This window comes from Halorubrum californiense DSM 19288, from assembly GCF_000336875.1.
Lineage (GTDB): Archaea > Halobacteriota > Halobacteria > Halobacteriales > Haloferacaceae > Halorubrum > Halorubrum californiense.
This window is the reverse complement of the sequence record NZ_AOJK01000072.1, coordinates 1-13,858: the sequence shown is the minus strand read 5'-3', so window position 1 is coordinate 13,858 and position 13,858 is coordinate 1. Positions and strand designations below refer to the sequence as shown.

Annotated in this window: 12 protein-coding genes and 1 pseudogene; 5 read left to right on the top strand and 8 right to left on the bottom strand. The window is 70.8% G+C overall.

The genetic code is table 11. The features are described from left to right. The first annotated feature begins 123 nt into the window (after window positions 1-123). Complete coding sequence (locus C463_RS14630) at window positions 124-1,191, top strand: HEAT repeat domain-containing protein (protein ID WP_049906023.1); 1,068 nt, start codon at window positions 124-126, stop codon at window positions 1,189-1,191. Beyond that, window positions 1,188-3,206, top strand: a complete 2,019-nt coding sequence (locus C463_RS14625; RefSeq protein ID WP_008445213.1) for a glycosyltransferase family 2 protein — start codon at window positions 1,188-1,190, stop codon at window positions 3,204-3,206. Before C463_RS14630 ends, C463_RS14625 begins: the two co-directional genes overlap by 4 nt. On the opposite strand, the gene C463_RS14620 is transcribed toward C463_RS14625, so the two are convergent. Beyond that, the gene (locus C463_RS14620; protein ID WP_008445211.1) at window positions 3,163-4,326 is read right to left on the bottom strand and encodes a sensor histidine kinase; all 1,164 of its coding nucleotides are present in this window, start codon (window positions 4,324-4,326) and stop codon (window positions 3,163-3,165) included. The two genes, C463_RS14625 and C463_RS14620, sit on opposite strands and share 44 nt — an antisense overlap. Before the next feature lie 109 nt (window positions 4,327-4,435). On the opposite strand from C463_RS14620, the gene C463_RS14615 reads away from it, so the two are divergent. After that, entirely contained in the window at window positions 4,436-6,658 is a 2,223-nt protein-coding gene (locus C463_RS14615; RefSeq protein WP_008445203.1) for a hypothetical protein, read from the top strand. Window positions 6,659-6,680: 22 nt separating this feature from the next. On the opposite strand, the gene glmU is transcribed toward C463_RS14615, so the two are convergent. The 4 genes from glmU to C463_RS14595 are packed head-to-tail and all read right to left on the bottom strand — an operon-like array spanning window position 6,681 to window position 9,972. Then, window positions 6,681-7,889 carry a bifunctional sugar-1-phosphate nucleotidylyltransferase/acetyltransferase gene (gene glmU, locus C463_RS14610; protein WP_008445202.1) on the bottom strand — a complete coding sequence of 403 codons (1,209 nt, stop codon included), beginning with the start codon at window positions 7,887-7,889 and terminating at the stop codon, window positions 6,681-6,683. A 54-nt stretch (window positions 7,890-7,943) separates the two neighbouring features. Next, on the bottom strand, window positions 7,944-9,284 hold the full coding sequence (gene glmM, locus C463_RS14605; RefSeq protein WP_008445200.1) for a phosphoglucosamine mutase: 1,341 nt from the start codon (window positions 9,282-9,284) through the stop codon (window positions 7,944-7,946). A 39-nt stretch (window positions 9,285-9,323) separates the two neighbouring features. Beyond that, complete coding sequence (locus C463_RS14600; RefSeq protein ID WP_008445198.1) at window positions 9,324-9,737, bottom strand: type II toxin-antitoxin system VapC family toxin; 414 nt, start codon at window positions 9,735-9,737, stop codon at window positions 9,324-9,326. Beyond that, complete coding sequence (locus C463_RS14595; RefSeq protein WP_008445196.1) at window positions 9,724-9,972, bottom strand: antitoxin VapB family protein; 249 nt, start codon at window positions 9,970-9,972, stop codon at window positions 9,724-9,726. The genes C463_RS14600 and C463_RS14595 overlap by 14 nt, the downstream gene beginning before the upstream one ends. A gap of 76 nt (window positions 9,973-10,048) precedes the next feature. Here C463_RS14595 and C463_RS14590 point away from each other — a divergent pair, with 76 nt between their 5' ends. Further along, entirely contained in the window at window positions 10,049-10,960 is a 912-nt protein-coding gene (locus tag C463_RS14590) for an NAD-dependent epimerase/dehydratase family protein (RefSeq protein WP_008445194.1), read from the top strand. 34 nt (window positions 10,961-10,994) lie between these two features. On the opposite strand, the gene C463_RS14585 is transcribed toward C463_RS14590, so the two are convergent. Both C463_RS14585 and C463_RS14580 read right to left on the bottom strand, forming a co-directional pair. Further along, window positions 10,995-11,204, bottom strand: coding sequence for a hypothetical protein (locus C463_RS14585; RefSeq protein ID WP_049906004.1), 210 nt, complete (start codon window positions 11,202-11,204; stop codon window positions 10,995-10,997). After that, entirely contained in the window at window positions 11,197-11,460 is a 264-nt protein-coding gene (locus tag C463_RS14580) for a hypothetical protein (protein ID WP_049906003.1), read from the bottom strand. The genes C463_RS14585 and C463_RS14580 overlap by 8 nt, the downstream gene beginning before the upstream one ends. A gap of 144 nt (window positions 11,461-11,604) precedes the next feature. Here C463_RS14580 and C463_RS14575 point away from each other — a divergent pair, with 144 nt between their 5' ends. Beyond that, window positions 11,605-12,858 (top strand): saccharopine dehydrogenase family protein, encoded by a 1,254-nt coding sequence (locus tag C463_RS14575; protein WP_008445193.1) that lies wholly within the window; start codon window positions 11,605-11,607, stop codon window positions 12,856-12,858. A 35-nt stretch (window positions 12,859-12,893) separates the two neighbouring features. Here the strand turns inward: C463_RS14575 and C463_RS14570 are convergent. Continuing rightward, window positions 12,894-13,858: pseudogene (locus C463_RS14570) on the bottom strand (phosphoadenosine phosphosulfate reductase family protein); the annotation flags it as partial.

The following is a 13,858-nucleotide window of genomic DNA, read 5'->3' as shown; positions in this document are numbered from 1 at the left end:
GGCCCCCAGTCGGGGACGCTCTCGCTCGCCGTCGTCGTGCTCGGCTCGCTGCTGTTCGCGGTGGCGGTCCTCACGCTCAGCTACTCGGTTTTTACGGCCCGGCGACGCCGGCAGCGCGTCCCGATGCGCGCCGCGCTGCGGTCGGAGCTACTCGACCGGCTCTACGGCCGCGACGACCCGGCGTGGGACGAGTGGGTCGCCGGGGTCTCGGCGGCGGAGCGAGAAGAACTGGAGTCGCTGCTCGACGTGTACCTCCGCGAGCTCGACGGCCGCGACGCCGACGCGCTGGCCGGACTCGGGCGGGCGCTGGGCGTCCACGAGCGGGCCCGCCGCGAGATCGCGAACGGCGGCTACTGGGACCGCACCCACGCGCTCGTCTGGCTCGCCCTGCTCCACGACGCGCCCGACCGCGACCTGCTCAGAGCGCACTGTCTCGAGACGCCGCGCGAGCGCGCCGCGGCCGCTCGGGTGCTGTATGCGGCCGAGACGGATGACTGCGCGGCGACCGGCGTCGACCTGCTCCTCCGCGACGAGCCGGAGTCGTTCTCGGTGTTCGGTGTCGACACGCTGTACCGCGTCGCCGAGCGCGACCCCGGGCCGTTCTTCGACCGGGCGGCCGCCGACTTCGACGGCTGGGATCCGGCGCTCCAGCGGCAGGTGCTGCTCGTCGTCCGCCACCTCACCACCGTGGTCGGGGACGCCGATCTCTCGTGGGCCGTCGGGTCGCTGTCGAGCCCCGACCCGAGGGTGCGGTCAGCCGCGTGGCGGGCGCTGGGCGCGTACGGTTGGAACCGGGCGGTCAGGGACGCCGTCGACCTCACCGCGATCGCCGCCGACCCGACCCCGCCGGTCCGCGCGAGCGCGTACCGAGCGCTCGGGACGTGGGGGGACGCGGAGGCAATCGCGGCGATCGAGACCGCCGGGACCGCGGACCCCGACGCGCGGGCACAGGTCACCGCGGCCGAGACGCTGGTCTCACAGGGGACCTCGGCGGAAGCGGTGGACCCGAACGACCCGCCGCGCGCCGACATCGAGGCGGACCGAACCGCGTCCGCCCACGGTCGACCCGCCGATGAGACCGCCGCATTCGATGTCGCGTGGGCGTGGGCCGTCGAGCACGCCCGCTTCGATCGGCTCGCGCGAGACATCTCTCGCGACCGCGACCGACTCCACGACGAGGTGCGCGGATGACGACGCTCGAAGCGCTCGGGACGACGCTCGTCGTCGGATCCGGGGTGTTCATCGTCACGTACTACCTGCTGATCAACGTCGGCTACCTGCTGATCCACGTGCTCGCGCTGGCACAGCTCCGGGACAGCGTCCGCGAGTCGGAGTGGACCCCGTCGTTCCGCGCGTTCGACAGCCCGTTCTACCCCGGCGTCGCGATGGTCGTGCCGGCGTACAACGAGGCGGCGAGCATCGTCGAGAGCGTGCGCTCGATGCTCGCGCTCAACTACCCCGACCAGGAGATCGTCGTGGTCAACGACGGCTCCTCGGACGCCACGCTCGAACGGCTCGAAGACGCGTTCGGGCTCCGTCCGGTCGACGCCGAGGTGCCGTACGACGTGCCCTCGGAGCCGATCCGGGGCGTGTACCGCTCCGCGACCCACGAGAACCTCCTCGTCGTCGACAAGGAGAACGGCGGGAAGAGCGACGCGCTCAACGCCGGCGTCTGGCTCACCGATCAGGAGCTGTTCTGCGCGGTCGACGCGGACACCGTGATCGACCGCGACGCGTTGTTAGACGTCGTCGTGCCGTTCCTCGAGGAGCCCTCGCGGACGGTCGCCAGCGGGGGCACGATCCGCGTGGCGAACGACTGCGTCGTTCAGGACGGCCAGGTCAAGGAGATCAACCTCCCGAAGACCGGGCTCGCGGGCGTTCAGGTGATGGAGTACCTGCGGGCGTTCTACTCCGGGCGGCTCGGGCTCGCCCGCCTGAAGGGGTTGATCCTCATCTCCGGCGCGTTCGGCGTGTTCCGGACCGATCGGGTCCGCGAGATCGGCGGCTACCGGCACGACACGATCACGGAGGACTTCGACGTGGTCATCCGCCTCCACGAACACCTCTCCGACGCCGACGTGGACTACCGGATCGAGTTCGTCCCGGAGCCCGTCGCGTGGACCGAAGTCCCGGAGACGCTCCGGACGCTGGGGCGCCAGCGCCGCCGGTGGTACCGGGGAATGTTAGAGACGGTCGTCGCGAGCCGGCGGATGTTCTTCCGTCGGGCGTACGGTCGCGTCGGCACGGTCGTGTTACCGTTCTTCACCGCCGCCGAGGCGCTCGGCCCGCTCATCGAGGGGTTCGGCTACGTGTTGCTCCCGCTCGGGTGGTACCTCGGCATCCTCAACATCGAGTTCTTCCTCGTCTTCCTGCTGCTCACGGTCGGCGCCGGCGTGTTCCTCTCGTGGTTCGGCGTGTTCAGCGAGGTGTGGAGCTACAACCGCTACGAGTCTCCGTGGGACATCCTCCGACTGCTCTGGTACGGCGTGTTAGAAAACTTCGGCTACCGCCAGTGGAAGACGATCGTCGCCTGGCACGGCCTGGTCGAGTACCTCCGCGGCGACCAGTCGTGGGGGGCCATGGAGCGGCGGGGCTTCGGCGACGCCGGGACCGACAGCGCCGAGGCGGCGGGCGCCGCCGGAGCGGGCGTCGCGGCGACCGCGTCGGCGGTCTCCGAATCCGGACCGGACGATTCGGCGTCCGAAACGGGTGCGGCCGCATCGTCGACGGAGGACGGCGGATTCGTCTGGGTTGACCGGCTCGTCGACGCGCCGGAGACGGACGGGGTCCGCTGGCTCGCCGGGATCGCGGCCGACGAAAACACGGGGCGGTTCGTCCCGACCCCGGAGCTGACTGCCGGCGCCGGCGACGGCGGATTCGTCTGGACGACCGACTTCTCGGAGGGGATCGGCGACGGGGGATTCGTCTGGGTCACTGACCCGTCGCTCGGCGCCAGTGACGGCGGCTTCGTCCTCGCGCTCGACGACGACGGATCCGCGCGGCTCGCGGCGACGACCGACTTCTCGGAAGGGGCCGGCGACGGGGGGTTCGTCTGGGTCACCGACCCGTCGCTCGGCCCCGGTGACGGCGGATTCGTCTGGACTCGCGACCCCTTGGACGGCGCCGGCGACGAGGGGGTCGTCTGGGTCACGGACGGGGCAGCTAGTCCGAGCGCAGCGCCTCGTGGACCGGCTCCGCGGCGTTGACGTCGCTCACGGCGAACCGCGTCCCGTCGTCGGCGCTGTCGACGGCGAGGTCCCAACCGTGGCCCGTCACCACGCGCTGAACGACCAACAGCCCGAGTCCGAACGACTTGACGTTCTCCGCGTCGGCCGCAGTGAGCGCCGCCTCGACCGCCGGCGGGAGCCCCGGCCCGTCGTCCGCGACCGCGAAGCCGTCCGCGTCGCCGGTCACCGTCACCGAGACGCTCGGGCCGCCGTGTTCCACGCTGTTGCGGAAGAGGTTCTCGAAGAGCCGTCGGAGGCGCATCTCGTCGGCGACGATCGCCGTCTCGGGGGCCACGTCCACCGTCAGCGTCGCGTCGCGCGTCCGGACCGTGTCCCACGCCTCCCTGACGAGGGGTTCGAGCGCGACCGAACTCCGCTCGCCCACGTCGGCGCCCTCCTTCGCGAGGATCAGGCACTCCGCGATCATCGACTCCATCCGGTCGAGCGCCCCCCGGACGCGGTCGAGGAACTCGGCCGTCTGCCCGCTGACGCGCTCCTGCGCGAGTTCGACGAAGCCGATGGCCCCCGACAGCGGGTTCCGGAGGTCGTGCGCGACGATCCCGGTGAACTCGTCGAGCCGCTCGTTCTGCTCGCGCAGCTCCGCGTAGTGTTTCTGCCGTTCGAGTTCGGTGCTCACCCACCGCGCGAGCACCGAGACGAAGTCGCGCTCGGCGTCCGTGATCGGATCGTCTCGCGGAACGTCGTCGGAGAAGCAGAGCGTTCCGTACGTCTCTCCGTCGACGGTCACCTCGGCGCCGACGTAGCAGTGGAGCCCGGTCGCCTCCAGCGCGCGGTCGTCGCGGTACTCGGTTTCGGCCGCGTCTGCGAAGCCTATCGCCTCGCCGCTTTCGACGACGTGGCGACACCACGTCCCGTCGAGGTCGACGACGCCCCCCTGGGCGTAGGGGCCGGTCTGGATGTTCGTCTCGACCACCTCGTAGCGCCCCTCGCCGGTGTACGAGAGCACGCCGTTGTCGACGCCGAGGTACTCCCGGCCGACGTCTATCGCCTTCAGGAGCCGCTCCTCGGTCGACTGATCGGTCGCGGTCAGCTGTAGCAGGCTCTTGAACGGTTCGGAACGGGACGTGTCAGACACCATGGTAAAGCGGGTCGCCGGTTATGATAACATTTGTCGCGGCCTCATTATAAAACCGCATCTTGGACCGGGCCGAAGACAGCCTTATCTCGGTCCGCCGACACGTTCTCTCATGCGCAGACGCCGATTCCTCGGTCGCGTCGGGGTCGCCGGTGCGGTCGGGACCGCCGGCTGCGGCTTCCGCGGCCTCGGTTCGGACGAGGGCCCGCCGCGCCGGTTCCGCGTCGGCGACGAGGGGTTCGAGGTCGCGGTGGACGGAGGAGCGTTCGACTCTCTGTCGGTCCGCGGCGTGAACCTCGGGATGGCCAAGCCCGGCCGGTTCCCCGGCGAGGCGGCGATCACCCGCGCCGAGTACGACCGCTGGCTGGAGCTGATGGGCGAGTTGCGCGTCAACGTCGTCCGCGTGTACACCGTCCACCCGCCCGCGCTCTACCGGGCGCTCGCGGCGTACAACCGGTCGCACGCCGACCCGATCTACGTCCTCCACGGCAACTGGATCGGCGAGGAGACCCTCCGCGAGGCGGGCGACGCCACGTCGCTGTCGCCGTCGTTCGACCGCTCGATGCGGCAGGTCGTCGACGCCGTCCACGGCGCGACGACGGTCGAGCCGGAGCTCGGGTACGCCAGCGGGACGTACGACGCCGACGTGAGCGACGCCGTCCTCGGCTACGTCGTCGGCATCGAGTGGCCGCCGGCGGTCGTCCGCGAGACGAACTGGGTCACCGAGGCGACCGGCCACGACGGCGAGTTCCTCGCCGCGCCGGACGGGTCCCCGTTCGAGGCGTGGCTCGCGGCCCGCCTCGACGCCGCCGTCGCGTACGAGGCCGACGAGTACGGCGCGCAGCGCCCCGCGGCGTTCACCAACTGGGTGACGACCGACCCCCTCGACCACCCGTACGAGCCGTTCCCCGACGAGGACGCCGTCTCCGTCGACCCGGACGCGGTCGTCGCGACCGACGCGTCCGAGGCCGGCACGTTCGCGGCGTACCACGTGTACCCGTACTACCCGCCGCTGTTGAACGAGACGCCCGAGTACGCGAACTACGTCGACCACCGCGGCGAGCCGAACAGCTACGCCGGCTACCTGAACGACCTCGTCGGCGCGACCGACCACCCGCTGCTCGTCGCCGAGTTCGGCGTTCCGTCTTCGCGCGGGATCTCCCAGCGCGACGTTCACGGCCGCGATCAGGGGCGCCACACCGAGACAGAACAGGGCGGGATACTCGCCGCGATGTACGAGGACATCCGGGAGGCCGACACCGCCGGCGGGATCGTCTTCAGCTGGCACGACGAGTGGTTCAAGCGGACGTGGAACTTCGCGCCGTTCTCCGACCCCAACCGTCGACCGTTCTGGTCGAACGTCCAGACGCCGGAACAGCGGTTCGGGCTGCTCGCGTTCGACCCGGCGAACGCGGTCCCGCTCGACGGCTCGCCCGACGCGTGGCGAGACGCGACCGCAGCGACGCCCGCTCGCGACCCCGTCCGGCTCGGCGACGGCGCGGACGGGGCCCGCGAGCTGACGGCGCTCCGCGTGACGAGCGACGCCGCGTACCTCTCGGTCCGGCTCGAACTCGCGGACCTCGGCGGCGAGCCCGACTGGGACGCGACCAACTACCTCCTCGCGCTCGGTCTCACCGACCGCGGCGAGCGGCTCCTTCCGTACGGCCTCGACGCGACGGCCCCCGCCGACTTCGTCGTCCGCCTCGGCGGGCCCGACGCCTCTCGGGTGACCGTCGAACCGCGCTACGACGCCTTCGCGTACGAGTACGGGGCCGGCGCTGGGCTCGACCTCGACCGCTACCGGGACCCCGCCCCCGGCGACTTCACGCCGTTGCGGACGGTGATCAACCGGGGTTACACCGTCCCCGAAACCGGTGAGCGCGTCCCGTTCGAGTCGGTCGAGACGGGGGGGCTCCGCTACGGGAACGGGAACCCGGACTCCCCGCGGTACGACTCGCTCGCCGACGTTCACGTCTCGCCGTCGAACGACGCGGTCGAGGTCCGGCTCCCGTGGCTGCTGCTCAACGTCGCCGACCCGAGCCGCCGCCGTCGGCTCGGGGACTTCTGGGCCGAGGGGCTCGACGCCTACGAGACGTTCGAGTCGATCGACGTCGCCGCGGCCTCGTACGTTCCGGGGGACGGCGGGGGCGACGCGACGGCGCTCGACGCCGAGACGAACCTGACGCACGCGGTCCCGGGGAGCGCGGACGGCGGGCTCGACGCACTGTCGTACGTTCCCCAGACGTGGGACCGACCGGCGTACACGGAGCGGCTGAAGGAGTCGGGCCGGGCGGTCGGCGACGTCTTCGAGCGGTACGCGGGGCGAGAGGAGTAGGACCGACCGAGGGGGTCCCGCGCTACTCCGACGGGCGGTCGCGCGTGACCGCCTCGGCGAGCCCGGTCGTCTCGCCGGCGCCGAGCTTGACCCCGGCGTTCAGCGACGTGTTGATCCCGGTCTTCGCGCCGTCGCCGACCACCGCGCCGAGCTTCCGCCGGCCTGTGTCGGTGCGCTCGCCTTTGACTGTCATCCGGACGTTCTCGCCGTCGTGCCGGAGGTTGGCGACGTTCGTCCCCGCGCCGAAGTTCACGTCGCGACCGAGCACCGAGTCGCCGACGTACGAGAGGTGGCCGACCGACGCGTCGGCCATCAGCACGCTGTTTTTGATCTCCACCGAGTGGCCGACGTGCGCGTCCGGCCCCACGACGGTCGACCCGCGGATGTAGGCGTTCGGTCCCACGTCGGCACCCTCGCAGATCAGCGCCGGTCCCTCGACGTAGGCGCCCGACCGCACTCGCGCCCCCTCTTCGACGACCACGGGGCCGTGTAGGTGGACGCCTTCCTCGACCGTGCCGGAGACTTCCGTTCCATCGTCGAGCGCGTCGAGCGCCAACTCGTTCGCCTTCAACAGCTCCCACGGGCGCCCCACGTCGAGCCACGCGCCGTCGTACCGGGCGACGTCGATCCGCCGACCGTCGCCGAGCAGGCGGTCGATCGTCGCCGTGATCTCGTACTCGCCGCGCTCGCTCTCCGGCGTCCGGTCGATGTACTCGAACACCTCGGGTTCGAACGCGTAACAGCCGACGTTCGCGAGGTTCGTCGGCGGGTCGGCCGGCTTCTCGACGATCCCCGCCAGCGAGCCGTCCTCGGCGGTCGAGATCACGCCGTACGCCCGCGGATCCTCGACCTCGGTGGCCGCGATCGCTGGGGCACCGGCCTCGGCGAGCGCCCGCGGGAGCGACGCGTCGACGACCACGTCGCCGTTGAGCACGAGGAAGTCGTCGTCGACGACCGGCTCGGTCTGCTCGATCGCGTGGGCTGTCCCCAGCGTCTCCGCCTGCTCGACGTAGTGGACCGGTCGGTCACGGTACGAGTCGCCGATCGCCTCGCGGACCGCGTCGCCTTGATACCCCGTTACGACGACGAACTCGTCGACAACGTCGCGGGCCGTGTCGAACACCCGTTCCAGCAGCGAGCGGTCCCCGACCGGGAGCAGCGGTTTCGGGCGGCGGTCCGTCAGCGGTCGCATTCGGGTCCCGCGGCCGGCCGCGAGCACGACTCCGTACATGTGCGTGGCCGACGGGGGGACGAGGCTTATCGGCTGCGGTCGGCAGCGGCGCCGTCAGTCGCCGTCCTCGGCGGCGCGATCGATGAGGTCCCGGGCAGTTCCGAAGAGCGCGGCCGCGTCGTCCTCGTCGCGCGCCTCGGCCGTGATCCGCACCAGCGGCTCGGTGCCGCTCGCGCGCACGAGGAACCAGCCCGCGTCCGTCTCGACCCGGACGCCGTCGAGCGTCGAGACGTCGTCGTACTCGGCGGCCGCGATCTCCCCGACGCGCTCGACGATCGCCGTCTTGTCCCCGGTCCGCACCGAGTCCCGTCGGATCGGGTACTCGGGGAGGTCGTCGACGAGCGCCGCGAGCGATCCCTCCGCGCCGACGAGCGCGGTCAGGACGCAGGCCGCGAGCGGGCCGTCGGGACAGAGGGTCCGGTCCGGCCAGATCCACGAGCCGCTCGGCTCGCCGCCGAAGGCGACCCCCGGCTTCGCGGCCTCCGCGGCGACGTACGAGTCGCCGACCGGCGTGTACGTCACCTCGGCGCCGACCTCGGCGAGCGCGTCGGCGACGAGGAGGCTCGTGTCGACCGGGACCGCAACGCGGTCGCCAGCCTCCGCCTCGCGGCGCGCGAACAGCGCGAGCAGCGCGTCGCCGGGGAGGAACCGCCCGCGCTCGTCTATCGCCATCGTCCGGTCGGCGTCGCCGTCGTGGACGATCCCGAGGTCGGCGTCGGTCGCGGCGACCACCTCGCAGGCGGTCTCGCAGTTCGCCGCGGTCGGCTCGCTCGGCCGGCCGGGGAACCGCCCGTCGCGCTGGCCGTTGAGGGCCTCCACGTCGCAGCCGGCGGCGTGGAGCGCGTCGGCCGCGACCCGGCCGGCGCCGTTCCCGAGGTCGACGACGACCGAGAGGTCGTCGGGCAGCGGGACGCTCTCGCGGAGGGCGCGCTCGTGGGCGGTGCGGGCGTCGCCGCCCGCCGCCGCGTCTCGTTCCTCGACCCCGCCGATCGCGTCGTGTGCGGCGAACGCGAACGACTCCGCGTCGACGATCTCCGCGATCCGATCGTTTCGCTCCTCGTCGAACGCGCGACCGGACGCGGTCCAGAGCTTGATCCCGTTGTCCGGCGCCGGGTTGTGCGAGGCCGTGACGACGAGCCCCGCGTCCGCCTCCTCGCGGACGACCGCCCGCGCCACCGTGGGCGTCGCCTCGACGCCGACGTCGATCACGTCGGCCCCGCACTCGATGAGCCCCGCCGTGAGCGCACGCACGAGCATCCGCCCGCTGTCGCGGGCGTCGCGGCCGACCACGACGGACGCCGCGCCATCGGTCGCCACGGCGCGACCGATGCCGAGCGCGAGGTCCGCCGTCACCGTCTCGCCGACCGGCCCGCGAACGCCGCTGGTTCCGAACATACCCCGGTTATCGCCACCCACCGCAAAGACGGTTCGGGGTCAGAATTGCTCCCAGTCGACGGCCCGGACGCCGTCGATCCGTTCGAACTGGTCGACGTTCGCCGTCACCACCGGCAGCTGTTCGGTCCGTGCGGTCGCACCGATGTACACGTCGTGGAGGTCGTCCAGCCGCTGCCCGTCGGCGCGGAGGTCGGCGATTGTCTCCGCGGCCGCGGTCGCGACCGGTCGGGCGATCGGCAGTACGTCGAAGCGGGAAACGAGGCGATCGAGAGCGTCGATTGCGTCCTGATACGCCTGGGTGTCCCGATCATACTGGAGTTCGACGCCCAGTCGGAGTTCCGTCACGGTGACCATACTGATCGCGTGACGTCCCTCCGCATCCAGCGCGCGGACCTTCTCGTCGACGCCTCCTCGGTCGATGTCGGCGACCACCGACGTGTCAAGGAGTTTCATCGGTTAGCCGGTCGAGCGTGCCGTCGCCCAGTCGCGCTATCTCCGCGTCGACGGCGTCGTACGTGTCCGGATCGAGTATCTGCTTCCCCGTCACGTCCGCGAGGGTCCCGCCGTTGTCGAGCGTGTCGGCGATGACCTCGCTGAAGCTCCGGTCGCCCTTTTCGCGTTTGAGGCGCCGGTAGACCTCGTCACTGATCGCGATGTTCTTGCTTGTCTGTTCCGTATGGGTGCCCATACATAAATACGCTCTCGTCGTTCCCTGTCGACGCCGAACCGACACGATAATCCCGACGCCCGCAGAATCATGACCCATGCAGGACAAACGCGTCCTCGTCACGGGCGGGGCGGGCTTCATCGGCTCGACCCTCGCGAACCGCCTCGCGGCCGACAACGACGTGATCGCGGTCGACGACACCTACCTCGGGACCGCCGAGAACCTCGACGACGACGTCGAGTTCGTCGAGGCCTCCGTCATGGACGGCGAGTTCCCCGTCGACGTCGACGTCGTCTTCCACCTCGCCGCGCTCTCCTCGCGGAACATGCACGAGAGCGACCCCCAGCGCGGCTGCCGCGTCAACGTCGAGGGGTTCGTCAACACCGTCGAGCGCGCCCGCGAAGCGGGCTGTGAGACGGTCGTGTACGCCTCCACTTCCTCCATCTACGGGAGCCGCACCGAGCCCTCGCCCGTGGACATGGACGTGGAGGCCCGCACCGCTTACGAGGCCTCGAAGCTCGCCCGCGAGCGCTACGCAGAGTACTACGCCAACCACCACGAGATGAACATGGCCGGCCTCCGGTTCTTCTCGGTGTACCAGGGCTTCGGCGGCAACGAGGAACACAAAGGCGAGTACGCGAACACGGTCGCGCAGTTCGCCGACGCCATCGCGGACGGCGAGGCACCAGAGCTGTTCGGCGACGGCAGCCAGACCCGCGACTTCACGCACGTCTCAGACGTGGCCCGCGCCTGCGAACTCGCCGCAGACCACGAGCTGACGGGCGTGTACAACGTCGGCACGCAGGAGGCGTACTCGTTCAACGAGATGGTCGACCTGATCAACGACGCGCTCGGCACCGACATCGATCCCGTGTACATCGAATGCCCGTTCGACGGCTACGTCCACGACACGATGGCGGACTACTCGACGTTCCGCGAGGCGACCGGCTGGGAGCCCGAGATCAGCTTCGAGGAGGGCGTCGAGTTGGTCTGCGAGCCCTACCGGTAGCGCGTCGACGATGCGGGGGATGCCCCCCGCCGAATCAGTGCCCTTCGACCGCGTTGCCGGCCGCGATAAGGAAGCCGGTGATCGCGGTGATCAGCGCCACCATCCCGATCGCGATAGCGCCGATCCGGAACGTGTCGCCGGAGAGGCGCTCGGCGATCAGAAACAGGAAGACGGTCGTGACGAAGCCGATGAGTACGAGTGTTCGGCCGAAGCGGCCCGTGTCGATCCCGGGTTCGCTAGACACGATTCAGTAGCTCCTTGAGGACGCCCTGATACTCGTCTTCGGTGGCGGCGTTGCCGAGCGAATGGATCGACTGGCTGATCCATAGCCCGGCGGTGAAGTTGATGAACGCCGCCATCGAGACGGTGCCGAGCTGTCCCTCGACGAACAATCCCGTGACGATCGCACCGACGAACCCCAGCGCCATGAGCGCGTGCGTGACGAGCGATCGGGTGCCGAAGTCGGCGAGCTGTAGTGATAACCGAGTGCCAACGGCCATACCCCCTGTTGCGGCTGCCGATGTAAAGAGGTAGCGCGTCCCGAGAGACGCTCACCTCGCCTCCCGCGTCATCTCCCGCTCCCGCTTCGTCCCGACGACGCGTACCCCTGCGGGTTTAGGCGGGCGGCTCGTACGGACGCACGAATGACCGACACGGATCGGACGCACGACGTGGTGGTGTGGGGCGCGACCGGGGTCGCCGGGCGCTTCACCGCCGAGTACCTCACAGAGCGGTACGGGCCCGCGGACCTCTCGCTCGCCGTCGGCGGGCGGAACCGGGAGAAGATCGACGCGCTCGTCGACGACCTCACCAGCCGGAGCGACGCGTGGGAGGACGTGCCCGTCGTCGTGGGCGACGCGACCGACCCGGAGAGCCTGCGGGCCATCGCCCGCGACACTCGGGTCGTCTGTACGACGGTCGGCCCGTACACGGCCTACGGCACGCCGCTGGTCGAGGCCTGCGTCGAGGCCGGCACGGACTACTGCGACCTCACCGGCGAGGTGAACTGGGTGCGCGAATCGATCGACCAGTTCAACGAGACGGCCGTCGAGAACGGCGCCCGGATCGTCCACAGCTGTGGGTTCGACTCCGTGCCGGCGGACCTCGGGACGCTGCTCGTCCAGTCGTTCGCGGCGGAGACGTACGACGAGCCCTGCGAGTCCGTCCGGATCTACCTCGACGGCGGCAGCGGGAGCGTCAGCGGCGGCACGCTGGCGAGCTTCGGCGAGCTGTTCGAGGCGGCCGCGACCGACCCGCTCGCGCGGGAGGCGCTCCGGAACCCCTACTCGCTGGCCCCTCGCGGCGAGCGGAGCGGCGTCGACCCGGGCGAGCAGCGCTGGCCGCGGCGCGACCCCCTCCGCGGCGAGTGGACCGCCCCGTCGCCGATGGCCCCGGTGAACGAGCGAGTGGTCCGGCGGAGCAACGCCCTGCTCGGCTACCCGTGGGGACGCGAGTTCAAGTGCGGCGAGGCCGTGCCGACCGGATCGGGCCCAGTCGGCGCGGCGACCGCGAGCGCCGTCGCCGGCGGGCTCGGGCTGTTCTCGGCGGCCATGTCGCTCGGGCCGGTGCGGAACGCGCTCCGCGAGTACGTCTTTCCCGATCCGGGCGAGGGGCCGACGCGCGAGGAGGCGGAAGCGGGGAGCTTCCTGATCCGCGTGCTGGGCCGCGGGACGGGCCCGGACGGACCGTTCACCGTCGAGGCCGAGTTCGGCGCCGACCGCGACCCCGGTTACGGCGCGACGGCGCGGATGCTCGGCGAGTCGGCCGTCTGCTTGGTGCGCGGCGACGTCGACTCCCCGTTCGACGGCGGCGTGTTGACGCCGGCGTCGGGGATCGGCCTGCCGCTCGCGGACCGGCTCCGAGAGGTCGGCTTCACCGCGGACGTCGGAGAATCATAAAAGAGGCCGTCAGGCGGGTTTCTCCCGCCCGTCGATTACATGTAGCCGAGGTCGCGCAGGCGCTCCATCAGGTCCTCTTTGTCCTGTGCGCGGCCGGCGCGCTCGGTCGTGTCCTCGAGGTTCTGGAGCCACGCGGGCTCCTCGGTCGTCTTCTCCGTCGAGACCTCGCTGCCCAGCGAGCGGAACCCGGCGAAGTACTTCGGCGAGATGGGGATATCCTCCTGACTGACGCCCTCGGGGAGGTCGTCGTCCGCCTGCGGGATGTGCCCCTCGTCGGGGAACGCCTCGACGGTGTCCGGCACGACGAAGTTCCAGAACGCCTCCCACACGTCGGCCTCGGCGAACTGGAGGATTGGCTGGATCCGGTCGTGGGGCGGGAACAGGTCGGGATCGTGGCGGGGCGAGAAGAACGTCTCGTCGGCGCGCGCCTCCTGCTCGTCCCAGCGGACGCCCNACGCCCGAGATGACGCCGTCGATGTCGTACTCCTCGAGGGCGTCGTTGAGCGCGACCGTCTTCAGCAGGTGGTTCCCGACGTACGTGTCCAAGAGGAACGGGAAGGTGTCCTCTTCGAACTCGAGGATCTCCCGGATGTGGTGCTGGTTGTGTTCCGAGAGCGCGTCGACGGGGATGTCGTCGCCGGGTTCGAGGCCGTGTTCCGCGACGTAGTCGCCCACGTCCTCGTTGCGGGCGTACACGAGGNTCCGAGAGCGCGTCGACGGGGATGTCGTCGCCGGGTTCGAGGCCGTGTTCCGCGACGTAGTCGCCCACGTCCTCGTTGCGGGCGTACACGAGGTCGATCGCCCACTCGTCGGCCCAGTGTTCGACGAAGTCGGTGATGTCGTCGAAGTGCTGGAAGTGGTCGATGAACACCGCGGTCGGCTTCTCGTAGCCGTACTCCTCGGCCACCTGATTGATGAAGTACAGCGTCAGCGTGGAGTCCTTCCCGCCGGTCCACATCACGGCGGGGTTGTCGTACTGTTCGAGCCCGCGGCGGGTGAC

Coding starts and splice junctions, on each gene's coding strand:
- C463_RS14630 (WP_049906023.1), top strand. CDS start 124: ATGCGCGCCGCGCTGCGGTCGGAGCTACTCGACCGGCTCTACGGCCGC.
- C463_RS14625 (WP_008445213.1), top strand. CDS start 1,188: ATGACGACGCTCGAAGCGCTCGGGACGACGCTCGTCGTCGGATCCGGG.
- C463_RS14620 (WP_008445211.1), bottom strand. CDS start 4,326: ATGGTGTCTGACACGTCCCGTTCCGAACCGTTCAAGAGCCTGCTACAG.
- C463_RS14615 (WP_008445203.1), top strand. CDS start 4,436: ATGCGCAGACGCCGATTCCTCGGTCGCGTCGGGGTCGCCGGTGCGGTC.
- glmU (WP_008445202.1), bottom strand. CDS start 7,889: ATGTACGGAGTCGTGCTCGCGGCCGGCCGCGGGACCCGAATGCGACCG.
- glmM (WP_008445200.1), bottom strand. CDS start 9,284: ATGTTCGGAACCAGCGGCGTTCGCGGGCCGGTCGGCGAGACGGTGACG.
- C463_RS14600 (WP_008445198.1), bottom strand. CDS start 9,737: ATGAAACTCCTTGACACGTCGGTGGTCGCCGACATCGACCGAGGAGGC.
- C463_RS14595 (WP_008445196.1), bottom strand. CDS start 9,972: ATGGGCACCCATACGGAACAGACAAGCAAGAACATCGCGATCAGTGAC.
- C463_RS14590 (WP_008445194.1), top strand. CDS start 10,049: ATGCAGGACAAACGCGTCCTCGTCACGGGCGGGGCGGGCTTCATCGGC.
- C463_RS14580 (WP_049906003.1), bottom strand. CDS start 11,460: ATGGCCGTTGGCACTCGGTTATCACTACAGCTCGCCGACTTCGGCACC.
- C463_RS14575 (WP_008445193.1), top strand. CDS start 11,605: ATGACCGACACGGATCGGACGCACGACGTGGTGGTGTGGGGCGCGACC.